We start from the raw sequence: 21,631 nt of genomic DNA, 5'->3' as shown, positions 1-21,631 counted from the left end.
GTTATAGTTCTATTAATTCATCTTCAAAGAAGTCCCGTTTCGCTATTTTTCCAATAACTTCGTCCCACTTCATTGGAGAAATGCCATTTCCTGGTCGTTTTACAGCTAAATTATTTTCCGAAAAGTATTCGCCTTTTGATATATTACAATAAGCCACTATGCTTTTTCTGGCTATTTCTATATTCTTTTTTTCAGATTCAGACGGCTCCTTTATCCCTGAACCTGAAATCGCGATATCAATGTTTCTAATAGCGGTAACCATGGCCTTTAATTCGGCAGGCTCCAGCGAAGCGCGATGGTCCGGCCCATCCATTGTTTTGTCCAATGTGAAATGTTTCTCAATAACTGACGCCCCTAAGGCTACAGCAGCAATTGGCACCTCAATGCCCAATGTATGGTCTGAATACCCTACCTCTGTTTCAAACTCTTTTTTAATATTGAGCATCGCCATAAGGTTTACGTCTTTCATAGGCGTAGGATATTCTGTATTACAATGAAGTATCGCAATATCACTGATCAAAATACCCGATCGAAGAAAAACATCAACAGCCTGTCTTATTTCGGTTAATTGTGCCATACCAGTAGATAGGATTACTTTTTTAAACAGTTTTGCAGCATGACGCAGGTATGGGAGATTTGTAATTTCACCCGATGGAATCTTAACCAAATCTAACCCTGCCTGTGCAAGATAATTTAGTGAATCACGATCAAAAGCTGTTGAAAAAAACTTTATATTTTTGGCCTTGCAATAACTGATAAGCTCATCATGCTGTTTAAATGATAACTCAAGTTTCTTTACCATTTCAAATTGCGATTCATTTTCAATGGTTGAGTTTTTTATTTGATAGGCTGCTTTGCCAGCATTTTTAGTAATCGACAACTCTGTTTTAAATGTTTGAAATTTTACATAATCTGCACCGGCATTTGCCGCTTCGTCAATCAAACGGAAAGCATTTTCCATAATGCCATTATGATTAACCCCAGCTTCGGCGATTATAATTGTTGATCCCATTATTTTAAAAATTTTTTAGCCGGTACCCCTATGTGTATAGAATCATTATCGATATTTTTCGTCACCAAGGCAGATGCCCCTATCGTATTATTGTTACCCACGTTTAAATGTTGCAAAATCACAGAACCAACGCCAAATAAATTACTGTTGCCAATATGCAATCCACCAGATAAATTTACAGATGGGTTTATCACATTGTAACTCCCGATTTGACAGTCGTGCCCAATAGTGGCGGATAAATTAAAAATATTAAAATCCTTAACGCTAATGCAAGTTGTAAATATTACACCGGCTGTAATAACATTTCCTCTGCCAAATTCCACTTCATGAATGTCATATATAGCAGACGGATGGATGAGATTGGGAAAAACAAAATCGTTAAACTTATGTGCCAGCTTGGTAATTAAAAGCGGATCGCCAACACCAATGGCTAAATTTACCTTGTTATCTGCTTTATTACTTATTGTTGCAAGACCGTCCTCTGAAATTACCGGCACGCTACGTTCATTAAAACGAATGTCATCTCTTTCTTCGATGTCAACAAATGCTACAACTTTATAAAGATTTAACGATTTAACTAACGCATAAACTTCCTTTGCAAAGCCTCCGCTGCCTAATATATATATATCTTCCATGATGCATTTAACAATTTCTTTTCTTAAATCTGTCGCTCAATATGATCAGGTTAAGGGGGCATATTTTAATACGGTGCCTGCCCAGGAATAGCCTACACCAAAGCCGGCTAAAACTATATTCCCTTTTAATAGGCCATCTTTTTGGGCATGATATAAGGCGATAGGAATGGTTGACGAAACCGTGTTTCCTACTTCCTCTAAATAGTAATAAAATCTTTCTTCTTCTATTTTTATTTTTTTACGTAAAAAGTCCATCATAAATCTATTTGCCTGATGAAAAACAAACATATTTATGTCACCTTGTGATAATTTATTTTTTTGCAAAGTGTTTTTTACAAGCTCCGGAACGGCACTTAAAGTAAAATTAAATATTTCTACTCCGTTCATATAAAGATAATCCGATGAAATGGGGTTCTCGTTTTCATCAAAATACAAATCATTTAGTCGATTTTTAAAACGGAACCCGCCTGTTTTTATCATCAGGTTATCCGCGCCAGAGCCATCGGCACCTAACGCAAACATGCCAATTTCGGCAAAACCATGTGTTGAAATTAATGTGGCTGTTGCCCCATCACCAAATATGGCTTTGTTACTTTTATCCTTTTGGTGTATACTTTTACTATAAGTTTCTGAAGTTATAAGTAAAACATTTTTTGCAACCTGTCCCGCGATTAATCCTTTAGCCAACGATAACCCATAAACAAATCCGGAGCAACCTAAATTAAAATCCAATGCCCCTGTGTTAACAGATAATTTCAACCTGTTTTGCAATAAGCAAGCAGTGGTTGGAAGAAAATAATCTGGCGATTGGGTACAATACAATAAGTAATCTATTATTGAACGGTCAATATTGTGTTCGTTAAATAGTTTTTCGGCTGCGTGAAATGCCAGGTCCGACGCAAATTCATTTTCAGCGGCTATATGCCGCTTATTAATACCGATCTTTTTTACTATTTTCTCTGCAGTCCATTCCGGAAAGTCCGAAATAAGATCTTCATTTGTTACAATTTTCTCTGGCAGATAATACGATATACTATTTATAAATGCCTTCATATTAATATGCTATTGTCCTGCCGCCGTCTAACAGGATGTTTGAACCAGTAACCCACGACGAAGCATCAGAAAGGAGATATACAACAGCATATGCTACTTCTTCGGGCTTGCCATACCTGCTTAGCGGATATTTTTTTATATCAGCGTTAATCTGTTCATCAGTTACAGCACCATTGCTCATAATATCAGTTGTAACCATGGCAGGCATTACGCTGTTAACCCTTATTTTTTTTGCAGACAGATCTAACGCCATTCCTTTTATAAGTCCGTTTAACGCACCCTTGGTTGATGAATAAAGTGCCCCGCCATAATAAGATGTGAGGATACCGGAAATTGATGTTATAAAAACGATCGACCCATTTTTACTGATCTTCTTTTGTTTAAGCAGCTCAATTGTCATTTGCGCAGGAGCAAAAAAATTAATGTCAAACATCTCTGCAAAATCGGTTTTTTGCAAAAAAGTAAAAGGTTTATGTCCAAAGATGCCTGCGCAGTGTACAATGCCATCGATAGCAGTAATTTTGTTGACAAGAAATGCCAGATCTTCTGGTGAATTAAGGTCTGCGGTTATCTGCCCATTATTTCCTTTTGCTAAAAGTGCATAAGTCTCATTCAACCTTTCAGCATTACGGCCGCTTATAAATACATCTGCACCCAGCTTAGAGCATTCAATAGCTACAGATCTTCCGATGCCGGATGAGGCACCGGTTATAAGTATTTTTTTGTTAGCTAATGAAAAGGGATTATACGTCATAGGAAAATTATCGCACCATTAAATTAAATTGAATATATTTATAGTAAAAATAATTATTTTCTCTGGGCAATTATATTATACAAATCTTCAATTTTTGAGGCGTTTTTTATATCACTCCCAGCTATTTTTACACCGTATTCATTATCTATCATTGCAATAATTGATAATGCAGTTAAAGAAGACCATTCTTCCAGATCTTTAAAAATTGTCCCTGCTTCAAACACAGCTATATCCGTTTCATCAAACTGATTTGCGAAATTTTTTATGAATTTATCCAATTCCATGATACTTATTATTTTATTATAATCTTACACTACTTGGTATGTTCACCAACCTATCCGACAGCCATTCACTGTTATTTAGATCTGCACAAACAGCATTTTTAAACATTGGTAACCTGTGCATCAGCTCCCAAGCCGGCCTGCTCATTACATTATTGGCGTTTGCAAATTCAAGAAACTCGTTTCTTTGGCGCAAATTATCCATAATCAGCACATTTAACCAATAGTTAGATTTGGCATCAGCAGGCTCAGAAAAAAAATTAGCTCCTATTTTTTTAAATTTATCCTTATAAATGGCGGCTAATTCACGTTTATTTTTAACAAAATTATCAAGCTGTTCAAGTTGAGCACATGCCAATGCTGCATTAATATTGGGCATTCTGTAATTATAGCCTACTTCATCGTGTATAAAAGCCCAGGGGTGAGCCACCTTGGCTTGCGTTGTTAAATGCTTTGCTCGTTTAGCTATTAGTTGATCATTGGTGATCAATGCACCGCCGCCGCCGCACGTAATCGTTTTATTGCCATTAAAACTAAATACGCCAATATTGCCATAAATACCGGTGTGCTTGCGTTTATAATAACTGCCGATGGATTCTGCTGCGTCTTCTATCAACGTAATATTCCATTTGTCGCATATTACTGCTATTTCATCTATCCGGCAGGGAAACCCAAATGTATGCATTGGTACACAGGCTTTTATACGTTTGCCGCTTAACTTGTTATAAGAATACCCATCCTCGCCAATAATTGCATTTTTAGTTAAAAAATCAGCTAGTGATTCAGGAGACATCCCTAATGTAGATCTATCAATATCAACAAATACTGGCTGAGCACCAATATAACTTATCGCATTGCACGTGGCTATAAAAGTTAAGCTTTGAGATATAACTTCATCTCCAGGCTTTACCCCTGCAAGCAAAGCAGCCATATGCAAAGCATTGGTACCATTAACAATAGCCACGGCATATTTAGCGCCAGTAATATCACACATCATTTTTTCAAAGCGATCAACATATGCGCCAACTGACGACACAAAGGTAGATTCAAGTGTATCCATTACATACGCTTTTTCGTTACCTATAAAAACGGGGGCGTGTAATGGTATAAAATTCTGCTGTGTGAATTGTTCTTTAATACAAAGAATTATGTTCTCGAAATAATTTTTATCCATAATTTAAATATTATAGATATCGGCTTTGTATTGCGTTAAATTTTCAGGTTTTTTAAACCATTCTATAGTTTCAGCCAAGCCTTGTTGCAGGCTATATGATTGTTTCCAATTTGTATTTTTAATAATTTTTTCATTAGAGCCATACAGCCTGAACACTTCTGATTTGCTTGGTCTCAATCTCTGTTCATCTGACACTATTCTAGCGTCTGGGTTAATCTGATTGATCAGTTCCTGGGCAAGGTTTCCAACCGAAATTTCAGATTGCGTAGCAATATTACAGTCCTGTCCATTCAGTTTATCTGACTTTGCTATTTCCACAAACCCCTTCACTGTGTCTTTTACATATAACAGATCCCGTGTAGGTGATGTGTCACCTAATTTTATTTCTCTCATTCCATTTAACAGCTGAGAAATAATGGTTGGGATAACGGCACGTGCGGATTGCCTTGGCCCGTATGTATTAAATGGCCGTACAATGGTTAAGGGCAGATCAAAGCTGCGGTAAAAAGAATCAGCAATAGCATCGGCGCCAATCTTTGATGCAGAATAAGGTGATTGGGGCTGGCGCTCATGGATTTCATCTATCGGAATATATTTTGCAGTACCATAAACCTCGGAAGTTGAGGTAACCAATATACGTTCAACGTGCATATCTTTTGCTGCTTGAACAATATTTAAGGTACCTTTTACATTGGTATCAATATACGAATCTGGTGAATGGTAGCTGAATGGTATAGCTATCAATGCCGCTAAATGAAATACTACATTTATATCCTTCATTGCTGTTCTCACTCCATTAGGATCTCTAATATCGCCGGCAAAAATCTCTATTTGTTGTAATTTCTCCTTAGGCAACGTCTCCAACCATCCCCAGCTATTAAAGGAGTTGTAATAAACAAATGCCCGAATTATTGCTCCTTCCTGTAGTAATAATTCAACCAAATGACTCCCGATAAAACCATCAGCTCCTGTTACTAAAACCTTTTTTCCTTGCAAATTCATTAGTTATTTTAATAAGTCGATTATTAGTCTTTTTAATAAAAAAAAGCAAACTGTCAAAAAGCCCATTATCCCTCCACCTAATATTGCTCCCTTCAACCTCCCTACCTTTTCCTTTTCCAACGGCAGGATAGGGGTATCTATAATTTGTATGAGGGGGGTTTCTTTTCTTAAAGCTATCTTTGATACTTCCAGATTTTTTACAAGCTCTGTTAGTATTGCCTGGTCTGCAACTACCTTCACCTGTCTATATTGTGATGGGGTTCTGAGTATCTGACGGGCCGGATTTATATTAGGTGTTGCATCGATTGAGGAAGCAACGCCACCAAGGTCATTATTTAGTTCATTCTTCACCGAATCTGTTTGATGCTGAAGAATACTAACATTTTGTTCAGATTTTTTAGTTTTAGTGGTCACGTAGAAATCCGAAACTGTTTTTGCTATATTTTCGACAAAGTATTTTGCAAATAATTCATTTTCAGAAGCCATTGCTATATTAACAATACTTAGCTTTTTATCTGTTTTATCTACTGTTAGATCGGTTTTTGTTATCGCCCGATAAATTTCCCCTAATAAACTGTCTTGCTGTAAAGAAAATGTGGATCTGTTAACATCGGGTAGAAAATGAATTCTGGCTAATTGAGGCTTATTCTTCCAATTATCACGCAACTTATTGAAAATAATATAATACTCTGCAAGTGTTTCTTTTTTCCCTTTTATATTGACAGATGTAAGTAAGGCTTTCTCTACCATATACCGCGATTTCATAAGCCCCATTAAGTTATCGCCAGAAAATGCGCCGCCACCGCCGCCACCAATGTCAAATCCGAATTGACTTGCCAAACCGGCTGCTGCAGAAAGTCCGCTACTCCCTTTATCATCCTCCAATGCGAAACTTAATTGTGCTTTATATATGGGCTTTTTTATATATGCGTAAGTTATACCCAGTATAGCGCCTATAACACACATAATAACAATTGTCGGCCATTTTGAGAAAAGGAATTCTACCCATTCTTTCAATTTGATGACAACATCTTTTAAAGATATCTCTTTGTCATCTCCAGTGTTTTCCATGTATTATAATCCAATTGTTATGTAATTTTTATTTCTTCATAAGGGTTATCACCCCCAGCAATACAGCCCCTATAGAGGCCACCCCTGTTGTTATACCTACAACTTCTGTAGCACCCAGCCCCTTTTTTTCTGGCTTTAAAGGAACATATATTTCGCTACCTGGTCTGACGCTTGGATGGCTATTAAAAAATAGAAATTTATGTGTCCCCTTTACAGTGCCGTTAGGATATACTATATATGCCCTGCTTTTTAACGCTTTTGGAGAGTATCCTCCTGCATTAGAAACATAACTGCTAAATGCTTTGCCTTTTTCAAACACAACGGCACTAGGATACAGAACTTCGCCATTAACCCTTACAATTTGCTGCTTTTTGGGGATCCGTAAAATATCGCCATCTTCCAAAATCAGGTCTGAACTGGTACCGGGCTTTTCAAGTATCTTCTTCAAATCAATGCCTACGTAATCATTCCTGGTTTGCAAGCTATCTATATTTGTTGTGGCTTTGTTAGCCTGTTGTAACCTTTTAATCTGGTTTGCATGCTCCTTTTCGATACCTGTTGTATCTACTTTACTTTTATCTATACCTAATATTGCAATATTACTACGTTTAAGCGTGCCGCCTTCTACGTCAGCTGACGCAGTTAAACCTCCTGCCCTTACAATTATATCAGATATTTTTTCATTTTTTTTCTCGATGGTATAAGGTCCGGGCAACAAAACCTCTCCTTCAATCTTAACTGTTTTTTGTGCCTGGTACCCCGGTAACATATAAACTGAAACCTGGTCATATGGCACAAGTTTAAAATTGGTATCGCCGTTTTTTAATGTAGGGTCGATATCGATGTTGAATACCTTTGCAACATAACTATTAGTTGCCAACGGGTTGCTATCAGTTACACGGCGGGCAACCTCAATGCGCTTTGGGCTTGCACCTTCGCTAAGGCCGCCTGCCTTAATGATAAGATCCTGGACTGTCATGTTCTCCTCATATGCAAACTGGCCGGCATTCCTAACTTCACCCTGAATATTGACAGTATACTTATCGCGCAAATCAAATATCGACGCTATGTTAACTACGTCTTCCCTTTGCAGTGTTATATCAGGCACTGTGTGATTGATAACCCCTAAAACATCAAAAGATACCTGCTCTGTAGTATTATCGGGCTTTAAACGGGTAATATTACCACGCCCGGTAAACGCGTCTTCCTTTATACCGCCTGCATTTTTTATTAATTGCGATATTGTTAATCCTTTTTGCAGTTCATATTGATCGGGCCTGAATACGGCGCCGCTTATGGTAACGCGGTTTTCATATCTGTCAAGTATCTTATCTACAATATACTTATCGCCCCTTAAAGGAATATAGTTTTTATAATCACTTTCAATAATATCGCCCAAGCGCCGTTGCTGATCACTAACCTGTTGTACTTTTATGCGGGCGGTATATGCCTGCTCGGTAAAACCGCCGGCAAAATCAATCACATTTTGCAACGTTTCACCAGGCAATACTTCAAACAAAGCGGGGATCTTCACCTCGCCTGATAATTCAACTCTTGTACGATAAGTGGGTACACGTATGATATCCTGATCTTTCAGACTGATGTTATCTTTTTGGCTGCCACTTACTATAAAATCATACACATCCAGTTTGCGGATGATCTGATTTCCTCTTATTATCTCAATTTGCCTGAAAGTGCCGTTATTACTGGGACCGCCAGACGAATATAATGCGTCAAATACCGTAGCGAACGATTGTAAATTATAGGTATTAGGTTTTACAACCTCGCCTACAACTCTTACTTTAATGGTTCGGATATCGCCCAACGTTACTTTTACATCGGTACCTTTACCAATGGCGTACTTATTTACTGCAAGTTTAGTTTTAATACTTTGCGTAGCTTGTTCAATTGTTTTGCCAACCACATTTAATGGGCCCACTCCGGGTATATTTATATTACCCTCTGGTGTTACATTCAAATTCCAGTTAACTATTGAATTACCATAAACATTAATGCGCAACTGATCGTCAGGACCTAATATGTAATTTACCGGGGTAGCCAGCCTTAAATTAGGTGCAGAAGATATCGTACCATTTCTAAATAAATCGGCTCCAAATATTTGGGGGCCTTTTATGCCATTATTAAGGCTATTTTGTGCACTGATAGTATCACTGCCATAGTTTACCTTGCGCGATTGGCTTTGGGTGGTATCGCCCGCAACATAATTATTTGACCCTGTCTTACGTATACTAGCTATGCGTTGCTGTAATTTGGCAACCTGATCGGCAGATAAACCTCGAGTTTGGGCCTGTTGGATAATTTGCGCGTCAGACAGGCCTTGCGCTTGTGCTTGCTGCAGGTATAGCTTTAATTGCGCATCAGAGTATTGATCGATACTGGTACCAGCCGGAATATTTTGGGCATTTACCGTTGTAAATTTTCCAGCGGCAGTAATTAATATAATTAGAGTAAATAAAACTTTTAAATATTTCATAAATAAATACTGTAGTTTATAATACTACAAGTTTGTTATTATTAATCAAGTGCAATAATAGCTAATTTATTTCTCACGACCTATAATCTGGCGTCTGACACATGATTGGGTAATATTCCCTTCAAATCGTAAATAATACCACCGTTGCTCTTCTTTAATTTAGCGTAATTTAAACTGCCAAATTCGTTATGTGCCACAGCTACTATAATAACGTCGTAATTTTCTCTTAACTGTGAGGCACTATTTATTGTATCAATGCCGTACTCTTTTCTAACTTCAGCTTTGTCAGCCCATGGGTCGTATATTTCTGTACTTGCGCCATATTCCTGTAAAGCGGTTATAATATCTATCACACGTGTATTACGTACATCAGGGCAATTTTCTTTAAACGTAAAGCCCAGTATTAATATATCGGCGTTTTTTACAGCTATATCTTTTTTTATCATCAGCTTAACAACTTCCTGGGCAACATATGTCCCCATACCGTCGTTAAGCCTGCGGCCGGCCAATATAATTTCAGGGTGATAACCTACCTCCTGCGCCTTTTGCGCTAAATAATACGGATCGACGCCGGTGCAATGCCCGCCAACCAAACCTGGCTTAAATTTCAAAAAATTCCATTTGGTGCCGGCAGCCTCCAATACCGCATGGGTATCGATACCCATAATGTTAAATATTTTAGCCAGTTCGTTTACAAAAGCAATATTGATATCGCGTTGCGAGTTTTCTATTACTTTGCAAGCTTCGGCTACTTTTATGCTGGGCGCTTTATGGGTACCGGCAGTTACCACCAGGCGATATAAATCGTCAATAAAATCGGCCGCTCGTGGTGTAGAACCTGACGTTACCTTTAAAATATTGGTAAGGGTATGTACCTTGTCTCCAGGGTTAATACGCTCGGGCGAGTAACCAGCAAAAAAATCAAAATTATATTGTAAGCCTGAAGCCTGTTGAAGTATGGGTATACAAACCTCTTCGGTAGCACCCGGGTATACGGTTGACTCGTAAATAACAACATCGCCCTTACAAAGCACCTTACCTACAGTTTCACTCGCTTTTTTAAGCAAGGTGAGGTCTGGACGATTATGGCGGTCTGTTGGGGTAGGTACGGCAATAATGTAAATATTACAACTATGTATTGCCTCTGCATTTGAAGCAAATTTTAGCCCGTTGTTTGCAATTACAATCTTTAGTTCCTGCTCATCTATTTCCAGCGTACGGTCAAAGCCCCGATTCAGTTCATCGAGCCTGCTTTGCTTGATATCAAAACCAATAACCTTAACCTTTTTTGCAAACTCAACAGCCAAAGGTAAACCAATATATCCAAGACCAATTACAGCGATACTGATATGAGCAGGAGGAAGAAAGCTATCGGTCGAAGCAATTGTTTGATCAGGCATTAGGACTGTTTTCTTATCAGGCCGTAAATATAGCCTTATTTCTAAATGAGAATGTTAAATTAATATCACGCATATTTAATACGCTGGTTTTATGAATTATAAATTTGATAAACGCCATTAACCGATCTTTGTTTTACCGAACCTACTAATATCGTTGTGATCTTTTTTTCCATCATGATATGTTCGGCCTGGTTAATAAATTCATCTGCTTCTACTATCACCGGGTTTGCTGTCATTATTTCGGCAATGTGTATGTGGGCGATATCACCAAACTTTAGCAGGGCGCGCCGCAAGTCGCCATCAGTAACAATGCCTTTAATACTGTCGGCCTTGCCTACTATTACCAGGCCAAGGCGCCCTTCGGACATGCGGAGCAACAATTCGGTAAATGTAGCCGCTTCATCAATAAATGGCAGGTTATCTGTACGCATCATATCCTTCACTCTAACCAGTAACTTACGCCCCAGGCTGCCGCCGGGATGAAAACGGGCAAAATCCTCGTGCTGAAACTGGCGGGCCTCCATCAGGGCAACAGCTATGGCATCGCCCATTACAAGCGCCGCCGTGGTTGACGATGTGGGCGCAAGCTTAAGCGGACAAGCCTCGTGCAGTACATTGATATTTAAATGGTAACTGCTGTTTTTTGCCAGGGTTGATGCCGGGTTGCCTGTTATACCAATGATGGTATTTTCGTTCCATTTTAAAAAGGGGATGATCTGTAATACCTCGTCGGTTTCGCCCGAGTAAGAGATCAGTATCACCGGATCGCGCCGGGCCACCATGCCCAAATCGCCATGAAAAGCTTCACCCGGATGCAGAAAATAGCTGGGGGTACCGGTGCTTGTTAGTGTCGCAGCTATTTTTTGCCCGATGATACCCGATTTGCCTACCCCGGCTATAATAAGCCTGCCGGTAGCAGTTAAAATGGTGTTTACTGCCTGGGCAAACTGATCGTCGATACAAGCCGCAACATGCTGCAATGATTCTATTTCGGTAGCGAATACCTGCCTGGCAATGTCTTTCATAAGTATGTAATTGGCTGCTAAATTCTGTATAATTATGAATATAACTAATATTTTAAGTGCAAAAGTTTTTTTTGCATGTGTCATTTTTGTAAATTAGGCTTACCACATACCTTATGCTATGAAAAAAAAACGCCTGATCGCCCTGCTATTTATTTTACCTTTTTTGCTTTTACTGGCCTTCAGATTTAAGGATTCCCCTTTAGATAAATTACTGGCTTCTTTAGAAAAATTAACGGCAGCCTACCCCCAGGAAAAAGTGCATCTGCATTTTGATAAACCATTTTATAGTTTGGGCGAGGATGTGTGGTTTAAGGCTTATGTGGTAAATGCCGAAAAAAATCACCTTTCAAACCACAGCCAGATACTTTATGTGGACATGATCGATGACCGCGATTCGGTATGCAATACTTTGCTGTTGCCAATGATAAATGGTATGGCCATTGGCAACCTACACCTTAGCGATACCACGTTTAAAGCAGGTAATTACCACATTTACGCTTATACTAAGTGGATGAGTAATTTTAGCAGCGACTATTATTTCAGGAAAGATATACAAGTAGTTAACGCTATAGGTGGCGCTATTTGCGCTAACATGGAGTATAAGGCCAACGCCGCACCAACAGGCAAGCAAATTAACGCTCAAATCATTTTTAAAAAAGACAACACTACCCCCATAAGCAACCAGCAGGTAAGCTACACTGTAAAAGTTAATGATAAAACGATTACGGATAGCCGCGGCACCACTAATAACGATGGTTTGCTAAATGTTCCCGCTTTAATAAAGGATGAATATAAAACCGCTAACGTTGTTATTAACGCAAGTTTCACTACAGCCAAAGGGCAAACCATTACACGCGATTTTGTAATTAAACCCCTTGCCCAGGTTGCCAATATTCAATTTTTTCCCGAGGGTGGCCACCTTGTCGACAATCTGCGCACCAAAGTAGGTTTCAAAGCGCTTAAACCTAACGGCCTGGGCGAAGATATCAGCGGTTATATAGCCGACGAAAAGAACGAACATGTTGCTGAGTTTAAATCGGAGCACGCGGGTATGGGTGTTTTTGCCCTGATGCCACAAACCGGCAAGACCTATACGGCTGTTATTAAGCACGAAGACGGTTCAGAAAAACGCTACGCACTGCCAAAAGCCGAAGCACAGGGCTATATCCTTAACATAAACCATATTGGCAGCGATTCTCTGTCGGTAAGGGTAGCATCCAGTGCAACGCTGGTTAACGGGAAAGAAATGTACATTGTGGGGCAAAGTAATGGCGTAGTGCAATTCGCGGCTAAAACCCGCATGGACAGGGCATCTAACCTAAGTTATATAACAGCCAAAAACATCCCGACAGGTATTATACAGTTTACACTTTTTTCGGCAGAGATGACGCCATTGGCTGAAAGACTGGTGTTTATTAACCATAACGACTATTTGCGGTCCGTTATAAAACCCGATAAAGAAGTTTACAGCAAACGTGGTAAAGTAAACATGGATATTACCGTTACCGATGCGGGCGGACAGCCGATTTCGGGCAATTTTTCGGTATCGGTTACAGATGAGGGCAAAGTAAAACCGGACGAAAATAATGAAACTTCGATCCTTTCGAACCTTTTGCTCACATCAGATATTAAAGGCTATATAGAACAGCCTAACTATTATTTTAACCCGCAAAATCCAGACAGACAAAAACATCTTGACCAATTATTACTTACCCAGGGTTGGCGCCGTTTTAACTGGGCTGATGTGCTGACTAATAAGTTTCCGCAGATAATTTATCAACCCGAAGAAAACCCTTCGATAGGCGGCAAAATTGTTAATCTGATGGATAAACCAGTACCTCATGGCAAAGTGACCCTCTTTGCAAGTAAAGGCGATAATACAATTATTATAGATACAGTAGCAGACGAAAACGGACATTTTGTTTTTAGAAACCTGCATTTTACTGATACCGTAAGAGCCACTATACGTGCAACAGATCAAAAAGACCGTAAAAATGTTAAGATTGTGATGGACCGTAAACCAATTATACAATCCGCATCACCTTATGGTGTTTTTGCAAACCCACTTGCCAATTCAAACCTGAACGAATATATAAAGGCTACCCAAAGCCGGTTTATCGAAATGAACAAGTTTGGTTTGTTTAAAAACGTTGTACCGCTTAAAGAAGTTAAAATAGTGGCACAAAAAACCTACACATCGGCAAAGGTAGTACCTAACTCTGTTAACCCCAATCCAGGTTCGGCAGACAGGGTAATAACACAGGAAAAGATTGGCCAGGAAAGCGGTTTATTAATGGCACTTTACGGCATATCAAATATATCGGTAAAAAAGGGAGGGATATTTCGCATAGGCCATACTAACCGTTTGCAAAACAATACCTTTACACCTAAAGCCGTAAAGGGTGGTATAGCCATGGTATCTACTGCCGATCCTGACACACAATCGCAACCAATGATGATTATGCTGGATGGTGCCAGGATACAGCTGGGTGACCTGATGGAGATACCGACAGATGGTATTGCAGCAATAGAAATACTAACTTCGGAAACAAACACTGCGATCTTCGGCAACGATGGTTACTGGGGCGTGATACTGATCACATCCAAACGCGGTGGCGAGGGGTTGGTGAATATTCCCCTGGTTAATGTAAGCAAGGTTACTGCCCGGGGATACTCGGTAACTAAAGAATTCTACGCGCCTGCATACGATGCGCCATCTGAAGCCGATAAAATGACCGACCTGAGATCGACCATATATTGGAACCCCGACCTGGTTACCGATGTGCAGGGAAAAACAAATTTCAGTTACTTTAACGCCGATGGCGAAGGCACCTACAAAGTTACCCTTGAAGGGATGGACTTTAGGGGCAACCTATTGCGAAAAACTTTAACTTACATCGTAAAATAACAATTAAGCAATTAAAGGCTGCATCACCTTGCCCAGGTCTTGCAATTTAACCATATTGGGCCCATCGCTAAGCGCATTATCCGGATCGGGGTGTATTTCCATGAAATATCCATCGGCACCGAATGCTTTTGCGGCCAGGGCCATCATGGGTACAAAGGTACGGTCGCCACCGGTTTTACCGCCTGCGCCGCCGGGGCGCTGTACCGAGTGGGTACAGTCCATACAAACGGGATAGCCAAAGGCTTTCATATCGTATACATTCCTAAAATCTACCGCCAGGTTATTATAGCCGTACATATTGCCGCGCTCGGTCAGTATTACCTGTGTATTACCAGCCTCAACAACCTTTTGCGCCGGGTAGAACATATCCTGGCCCGACAGGAACTGTGCCTTTTTTACATTTACAATTTTGCCGGTCTGCGCGGCTGCCACTAACAAGTCGGTTTGGCGACACAGGAAAGCGGGGATCTGCAAAATATCAACCACCTGTGCAGCTATAGCCGCCTGTGCAGGTTCGTGGATATCGGTAGTTGTTGGCAGGTTAAAACGTTCCTTTACTTTTTGCAACATCTCCATTCCCTTTTCAATACCCGGCCCACGGTACGAGTGGATGGACGTGCGATTAGCTTTATCAAACGATGATTTAAATACCACAGGCACATTATAACGCTGACCTGCTTCGGCTACCTTTTCGGCTACCGTATAAAGCAAATCCTGGTTTTCCATTACACATGGGCCTAATATAAAGAACGGCTTTTGCCGCATTTGATCGAATAACATACTGTTTGGTTTATAGCGGCAAAGATATGATTTTTAAAATCCTTAGCAGGTACTCATAACCAAAGCACCGTTAATTAGGACTTCAGCCGTTCTTTCGTACCTTTGCCTCACCATGAATTACTTTGAATTTTACGACATACCCGAATCATTCAACCCGGATGAGGCCCTGCTTAAAAAGAAGTTTTACCAGTTGAGCAAGGAATATCACCCCGATTTTTACGCCAACGATACCGACGAACGCCAACAGGAAATACTGGAACTATCCACCCTTAATAATAAAGCCTACAAAACATTAGGCAACCCGGCAAAGCGCCTGGAATATATCCTGCGCAGCCATGACCTGGTATCGGAAGGCGCCAAACCGCAACTCCCCGGTAATTTTTTAATGGAGATGATGGATATAAACGAACGCCTGATGGAGGTAGAAAACGCCACCCAATTAGGCGAAATCAGTGCGGAAACCTTAGCTGTTGAAAATGACCTGCAAAACAATCTCAATGCCTTAACTGCTGATTATGAAACCTTAAGCGATACCGCAAAGGAAGACCGGCTAAATAAAATTGCAGATATTTACTACAGACAAAAATATTTGTTGCGAATTAAAGAGAGTTTAGATACATTTGCAGCCCGATTCTGAACAAGCAACAATTGTTTAGGCAATGCCCAGATGGCGGAATCGGTAGACGCGTTGGTCTCAAACACCAATGGCTGCAAGGCCGTGCCGGTTCGACCCCGGCTCTGGGTACAAATCACTTACCGTAAGTTGAACATATGTTTAGCTTACGGTTTTTTTGTGTATGGAGCTATTTGTACTTTTATAACGATGTCATTACTCGAATAGATATGGGACTAAGTGATGTAAAAAAGGAACTAAGAAAGCTTGACAAAGACAAACTCATTAACCTTATTGCGGATTTATACACAAAAAACAAATCTGTTAAAGAATTTCTTGATTTCTATGCAACTCCGAATGAAAATGAGCTATTCAACAAATACCGCAATAAGGTTTATGAAGCATTTTATCCAAAACGAGGTTTTAATTATAACCTTAAAGATGGCAAACAGGCTATAACTGATTTCAAAAAATTAGGAACTTCTTCGCAATGGATTGCAGACATAATGCTTTTTTATGTAGAAACTGGTGTACAATTTACTAATGATTTTGGAGACATTAACGAGCCTTTTTATTCAAGTATGGAGTCTACTTATCTCGCAGCTTTGAAGTTTATGAAGAGTGAGGCTTTATTGGATACGTTTTATGATAGAGCAAGTAAGATTATAGATAATACTATTAACATAGGATGGGGTTTTCACGATTGCTTGATTGATATTTATTACCAATTTTATGATGACGAATAATAACACCTGATAAATTATCAAGCACTTACCGTAAGTTGAAAGTGATATTCATATCTTTCTTAACTTCTACTATCTATCTCTTTTTTAACTTCTGCTATTAGCTGTTCCTCAGTAGGCAGGTACAATTTATATTCACTTGCAAAAATGGTCTTATTATTTTCAGGCAAGGATATTTTAACAACAGCGTTGTTCTTTTCAGCACATAATAAGATACCTATGGTTGGATTTTCAAAGTCTTTCTTTTCGTACCTGTCATAATAGTTGACGTACATCTGTAGTTGACCAATGTCTTGGTGAGTGAATTTTGAGGTCTTAATCTCTATAATTACGAAGCATTGTAGGAGGCGGTTGTAAAAAACAAGATCAATAAAAAACTCATCTCCCTCAATATGTAATCGCTTTTGCCTTGCAACAAAAGCGAAGCCGTTACCCATTTCCAACAAGAAATCATGCAAGTGTGTAATAATGGCTTGTTCCAGGTCTTTTTCATAGTAAGAAGCCTCACGGTGTAATCCTAAAAATTCAAGATACATAGGGTCTTTAATGATCTCTTTGGCATCAGACGGTTGTCTTTCATCCCGAGCAACAGCTAATACACTATCTTTATCATTGCTCATCAATAACCTTTCCCATAGGCTACTATGGATTTGACGTTCTAATTGGCGTACCGTCCAATTATTCTTAATTGTTTCAGCTACATAAAAGTCGCGCTTATCTTGACTATCAAGCCTGATAATAACTTTATACTGGCTCCAGCTCAATTGCGAATACACTGTATTCGCAATTGGGAATGTCCTATAAAATTGCCGAAATAATTCTATTTGGCGTTTAGAAAAACCGCTACCATATTCCGGTTCTAATTGCTCAGCAATAAATTTAGTTAAGTAGTTGCCATAATCGGCCCGGTCTTTTCCTTGCTGTTCTTCTTCAAAAATACGTTGCCCAATTTGCCAATACATTAATGTACGTTCATGGTCAACCAGTCGGATCGCGTTGTCTTTAGCCTGAAGAATTATAGCTTGGATGTCAGCAATTACCAATTTATTGATAAGCATAGTAATTTGAATTTTAGGTAATTGTCAAATTTACAAAATACAGGCGGTTTACCTAAATTTGAATATTAGCTAAACATCCACCTTTGATGAAAGATGATCGATTGAGTTTATACAAGTCCTTATTTAAAGGTAGAGAAGATGTATTTGCACTTAGACGGGAAAAAGGTGGTAAAGGCAGCTATATGCCCGCATATAATTTTGATCCTCATCGATATCGGCTGCATCAAATGAAGGGCGGTACTTTTCAAACTTTTGCTGATAAAACTTACGAGACATTAACAGACAATCATTTAATTAAACATTTCAAAGGAGAACAGGTCGTCGGCCTTTATCCCTTACTGCAAGATAACACATCGTGGTTTATTGCGGCAGATTTTGATGAAGCAGATTGGATAGAAGAATGCCGCGCATTTATTAAAATTTGTGAGGAACATGATATACCTGCCTACTTAGAGCGTTCGCGTTCAGGAAAAGGCGGCCACGTATGGGTATTTTTTGAAGAACCGTATGAGGCATTTAGAAGCAGAAAAATAGTGCTGTCGCTATTGCAGAAATCAGGGATTATTTCTGTGTTCGATAAAAACTCAAGTTTCGACCGGCTTTTTCCGAATCAGGATTATCACTCGAAAAAGGGCTTAGGTAACCTGATCGCCCTACCTTTAAACAAAATAAGTTTGAGTAATGGCAATAGCTGTTTTATTGATCCTGAAACCTTACAGTCATTTGATGACCAGTGGGCATTTTTAAAAACGATTAAAAGGATCACAATAAGCCAACTCAATTCTATCTATAAAGATCAAACCCATCAGGATGAAATTTCTACAGGGCTGTTTCAAAAGGAGCACCCCATTACAGGAAAGTTGTCAATTGTGTTACGTAATGAAATTCACATTGGCAGGGCAGGATTACCTGTTGCACTTATAGCTTTTTTAAAGGAGGAGTTAAACTTTGCCAATACTGAATACCAGGTAAAAAAGAACATTAACAAAAATACATTTGGTATAAAGCGTTATTTTAAATTACTTAACGAAACCTCCGAATCGATCACTGTTCCAAGAGGTTTTATTGGTAGATTATTACGTTTTTGTAAAGAACAGCAAATTGAGTATAACTTTGAGGATCAAAGAAAAAAGACGGAAACGATCAAATTCAAAGGCGCTATAACATTACGGGAGTATCAACTGGCAGCGCAGCAGGCAGCTACAAAAAAAGACTTTGGAGTTATTGTTGCTCCACCCGGCTCTGGTAAAACGGTATTGAGTTTAGCTATCACAAAAGACAAACAGCAACCGGCACTCATTTTAGTTCATCGTAAGCAGTTGGCTGATCAATGGATAGATCGTGTAGAGTCGTTCTTGGGTATCCCGAAAAAAGACATAGGACGTATTGGACAGGGGAAAAATAAAATAGGCAAACGCATCACAGTCGCCATGATACAAAGTATGGAAAAAGCGCTGAATGCAGCAGAATCCCCGGAATTAAACAATGCCTTTGGTACTGTTATTATTGATGAGTGCCACCATATCCCAGCGGAAACCTATCAGCGGGTTATCGGAAAACTGAATAGTTGTTACATGTACGGGTTGACTGCTACACCATTCAGAAAATATAATGATGGTAACCTAATATTTATTTATTTGGGCGAGATCATCCATGAGGTCAAAGCGCCAGAAGTACAAAACCAAATTGGTAGTCAGATCATTGTTAGAGATACCGACCTGTTTGTTCCATTCAACATTAAGACAGATAAGTTTGAAACCCTTTTTAAGATCTTGATACATGATTCCGTGCGGAACCAACTTATTTTGAATGACGTAGTTTCGCAATTGAATTTAGGTAAGAAAGCTGTTATAATAACAGAGCGAAAGGAGCATATTGGTTCGCTTCAACAATATTTGAAACAACAATACGACACTATTGCATTGAGTGGCGAAGATTCTGACATAAGTAAAAAATCTAAGTGGGCGGCCATAAATAAAGGTGATTTTCAGGTGCTGATCACAACGGGCCAGTATTTTGGGGAAGGGACTGATATTCACAATATAGCGTGTTTATTTTTAGTTTACCCATTCGCTTTTGAGGGTAAGCTCATTCAATATATCGGCAGGGTACGAAGATCAGAAGTATCGCCCGTTATCTATGATTATCGGGACCATAAGATTAGCTACCTCGAAAAACTATTTCAGAAAAGAAACCTGTACTATAAAAAACTTGATAAAAGCGGCCTAACAAATCCAATAGATGAAAGCGAAATAGTAAGTGGTCAAATAAATAAGAAAATCGAGGTAACAATCGAACAATTAGAATTTAGATTTGGCAGTATTACTTTTAAACATGTCATTGCCGATTTTAATAATAAAGAGGTTGAGTTTGAAATAGAGAATTTAAATATCAGACCGGAGTTCACCGTACTTAAACCGTATTTTATTCGATTTCTAAAAAGCACAACTGTGTTAGTCAGTATCCGAGCTACGTTCCAATATAACAGATTAGTCTTTAAATCAGCGACCTCAAACGACCTTGATAAAATAAATCACGAGGTTATTGAAAGTGTAAAGTTCCGGTTTTTAAATAAAGAGATTATAAAAGGTGCCCTGGCCGGCGAAGAAAATCTATTGAACGTCGGGCAAGTGCAAGGCGGCAACGAGCAATTAGTTTATACCAACGAAGATGATTTACTTGAAAATATACTGACATTTAAACAATATAAACACCATCGCCATCTTCGGTATCTTTCTCAGAAACATGAACGATCTATATTAAAGCTCCGCTTTGTATTGGAGCCATTTTCATTTATGTTTCTGCTTTCTGGCAATAATCAATATCACTTGGTATGGGAAACATTAGATACTGAAGAAGCAACTTATATATGGCACATTGAAAAATCTATTTACGAACTGGAACGGGGTGTAAAGCGAATAGACAGCTTGCTCGGCCAAATAAGGACAAAAGGCCGTCAACAATATCTTGAAACTAATCCCGAACATTTTAGCCGCATTGTACATAATTATTCGGATGACAATAAAGGTTTAATTATATGGAAAGACTTATTGGAAGAAAAACTATTCTAAAAAAAAAGCAATAGTTAATACGTTATTTATCAATATATCCTGTCCCATCACTCTTTAAACCCCAATTTATTCTTGCCACACGCTTCAAATGATCTCTAAATCGGTTCGTATATATAAGGGCGAGGGGTACAGGAAGGAACAATCTTAACAGATTGTTCCTTTTTTTATGATGTCAACACCTTCACGCAATAGCCCTGCCAACTCGGCATCGGTATAATTTGCGTGAAAAGGGGCATTTTCATCAACCTAAGGTATATATCAAATATTAATGAAACATGGCTCCTTTGACGTAACTCCCTGGGATGACAGCCAGATTAGAAATGGAGTTTCAATATTATCTTAAAATCTTTCACATCTGAAGACACTACCAGCGATTGGTATGTTCAATCATCAAATTTAGGATAGAAGGTGCGCTTCTTAATCGTGCCCGATGAGGAGGACAGGGTGGCAGAAAGACTGGTGAGTTAAACACCTCCCAGCGGCTTGCACCAGGCAAAAAGTAAACATTATACCCAGCTCTCAAAAATGCTAATATCCCCAAAAGCGCTTGTTCCCAG

At 39.1% G+C, this 21,631-nt stretch carries 17 protein-coding genes and 1 tRNA gene; 5 read left to right on the top strand and 13 right to left on the bottom strand.

Translation table 11 applies throughout. The features are described 5' to 3' along the window. Position 1: 1 nt before the first annotated feature. The 11 genes from neuB to HQ865_RS06325 form a co-directional block, all read right to left on the bottom strand. A complete protein-coding gene (neuB, locus tag HQ865_RS06375) occupies positions 2-1,012 on the bottom strand; it encodes an N-acetylneuraminate synthase (RefSeq protein WP_173414090.1) in 1,011 nt (336 codons plus the stop codon). Then, on the bottom strand, positions 1,012-1,647 hold the full coding sequence (locus tag HQ865_RS06370; RefSeq protein WP_173414089.1) for an acetyltransferase: 636 nt from the start codon (positions 1,645-1,647) through the stop codon (positions 1,012-1,014). Before HQ865_RS06370 ends, neuB begins: the two co-directional genes overlap by 1 nt. 45 nt (positions 1,648-1,692) lie before the next feature. Continuing rightward, the gene (locus tag HQ865_RS06365; RefSeq protein WP_173414088.1) at positions 1,693-2,700 is read right to left on the bottom strand and encodes a 3-oxoacyl-ACP synthase III family protein; all 1,008 of its coding nucleotides are present in this window, start codon (positions 2,698-2,700) and stop codon (positions 1,693-1,695) included. 1 nt (position 2,701) lies between these two features. Further along, entirely contained in the window at positions 2,702-3,454 is a 753-nt protein-coding gene (locus tag HQ865_RS06360) for an SDR family NAD(P)-dependent oxidoreductase (protein ID WP_173414087.1), read from the bottom strand. Positions 3,455-3,507: 53 nt separating this feature from the next. Next, positions 3,508-3,738: an acyl carrier protein gene (locus HQ865_RS06355; RefSeq protein WP_173414086.1), complete on the bottom strand. Its 231-nt coding sequence runs from the start codon at positions 3,736-3,738 to the stop codon at positions 3,508-3,510. Positions 3,739-3,754: 16 nt separating this feature from the next. Further along, complete coding sequence (locus tag HQ865_RS06350; protein WP_173414085.1) at positions 3,755-4,909, bottom strand: LegC family aminotransferase; 1,155 nt, start codon at positions 4,907-4,909, stop codon at positions 3,755-3,757. A 3-nt stretch (positions 4,910-4,912) separates the two neighbouring features. Then, on the bottom strand, positions 4,913-5,911 hold the full coding sequence (locus tag HQ865_RS06345; RefSeq protein WP_173414084.1) for an NAD-dependent 4,6-dehydratase LegB: 999 nt from the start codon (positions 5,909-5,911) through the stop codon (positions 4,913-4,915). 3 nt (positions 5,912-5,914) lie between these two features. After that, on the bottom strand, positions 5,915-6,982 hold the full coding sequence (locus HQ865_RS06340) for a Wzz/FepE/Etk N-terminal domain-containing protein (protein ID WP_173414083.1): 1,068 nt from the start codon (positions 6,980-6,982) through the stop codon (positions 5,915-5,917). 28 nt (positions 6,983-7,010) lie between these two features. Next, positions 7,011-9,476, bottom strand: coding sequence for an SLBB domain-containing protein (locus HQ865_RS06335; protein WP_173414082.1), 2,466 nt, complete (start codon positions 9,474-9,476; stop codon positions 7,011-7,013). An 80-nt stretch (positions 9,477-9,556) separates the two neighbouring features. Next, positions 9,557-10,876 carry a nucleotide sugar dehydrogenase gene (locus tag HQ865_RS06330; protein ID WP_173414081.1) on the bottom strand — a complete coding sequence of 440 codons (1,320 nt, stop codon included), beginning with the start codon at positions 10,874-10,876 and terminating at the stop codon, positions 9,557-9,559. 89 nt (positions 10,877-10,965) lie between these two features. Continuing rightward, positions 10,966-11,901 (bottom strand): KpsF/GutQ family sugar-phosphate isomerase, encoded by a 936-nt coding sequence (locus HQ865_RS06325; RefSeq protein ID WP_173414080.1) that lies wholly within the window; start codon positions 11,899-11,901, stop codon positions 10,966-10,968. Positions 11,902-12,019: 118 nt separating this feature from the next. Here HQ865_RS06325 and HQ865_RS06320 point away from each other — a divergent pair, with 118 nt between their 5' ends. Then, positions 12,020-14,809: a SusC/RagA family TonB-linked outer membrane protein gene (locus HQ865_RS06320; RefSeq protein ID WP_173414079.1), complete on the top strand. Its 2,790-nt coding sequence runs from the start codon at positions 12,020-12,022 to the stop codon at positions 14,807-14,809. Positions 14,810-14,812: 3 nt separating this feature from the next. Here the strand turns inward: HQ865_RS06320 and kdsA are convergent, their stop codons facing one another. After that, complete coding sequence (gene kdsA / locus HQ865_RS06315; RefSeq protein WP_173414078.1) at positions 14,813-15,589, bottom strand: 3-deoxy-8-phosphooctulonate synthase; 777 nt, start codon at positions 15,587-15,589, stop codon at positions 14,813-14,815. A 112-nt stretch (positions 15,590-15,701) separates the two neighbouring features. Here kdsA and hscB point away from each other — a divergent pair, with 112 nt between their 5' ends. From hscB to HQ865_RS06300, 3 genes are all read left to right on the top strand, one after another. After that, positions 15,702-16,226, top strand: a complete 525-nt coding sequence (hscB, locus tag HQ865_RS06310) for a Fe-S protein assembly co-chaperone HscB (RefSeq protein WP_173414077.1) — start codon at positions 15,702-15,704, stop codon at positions 16,224-16,226. Between the two features lie 24 nt (positions 16,227-16,250). Beyond that, a tRNA-Leu gene (locus HQ865_RS06305) sits at positions 16,251-16,334 on the top strand. Positions 16,335-16,432: 98 nt separating this feature from the next. Continuing rightward, complete coding sequence (locus HQ865_RS06300) at positions 16,433-16,948, top strand: DUF6155 family protein (protein WP_173414076.1); 516 nt, start codon at positions 16,433-16,435, stop codon at positions 16,946-16,948. Positions 16,949-17,007: 59 nt separating this feature from the next. Here HQ865_RS06300 and HQ865_RS06295 read toward each other — a convergent pair whose 3' ends face one another. Continuing rightward, entirely contained in the window at positions 17,008-18,003 is a 996-nt protein-coding gene (locus HQ865_RS06295; RefSeq protein ID WP_173414075.1) for a PDDEXK nuclease domain-containing protein, read from the bottom strand. 86 nt (positions 18,004-18,089) lie between these two features. Between HQ865_RS06295 and HQ865_RS06290 the strand changes: the two genes are divergently transcribed. Further along, positions 18,090-21,074, top strand: a complete 2,985-nt coding sequence (locus HQ865_RS06290; protein WP_237073756.1) for a DEAD/DEAH box helicase — start codon at positions 18,090-18,092, stop codon at positions 21,072-21,074. The last annotated feature ends 557 nt before the right edge of the window (positions 21,075-21,631 follow it).

Source organism: Mucilaginibacter mali (assembly GCF_013283875.1).
GTDB lineage: Bacteria > Bacteroidota > Bacteroidia > Sphingobacteriales > Sphingobacteriaceae > Mucilaginibacter > Mucilaginibacter mali.
The sequence above is the reverse complement of the archived record's forward strand: the minus strand, read 5'-3'. Positions and strand labels throughout refer to the sequence as shown.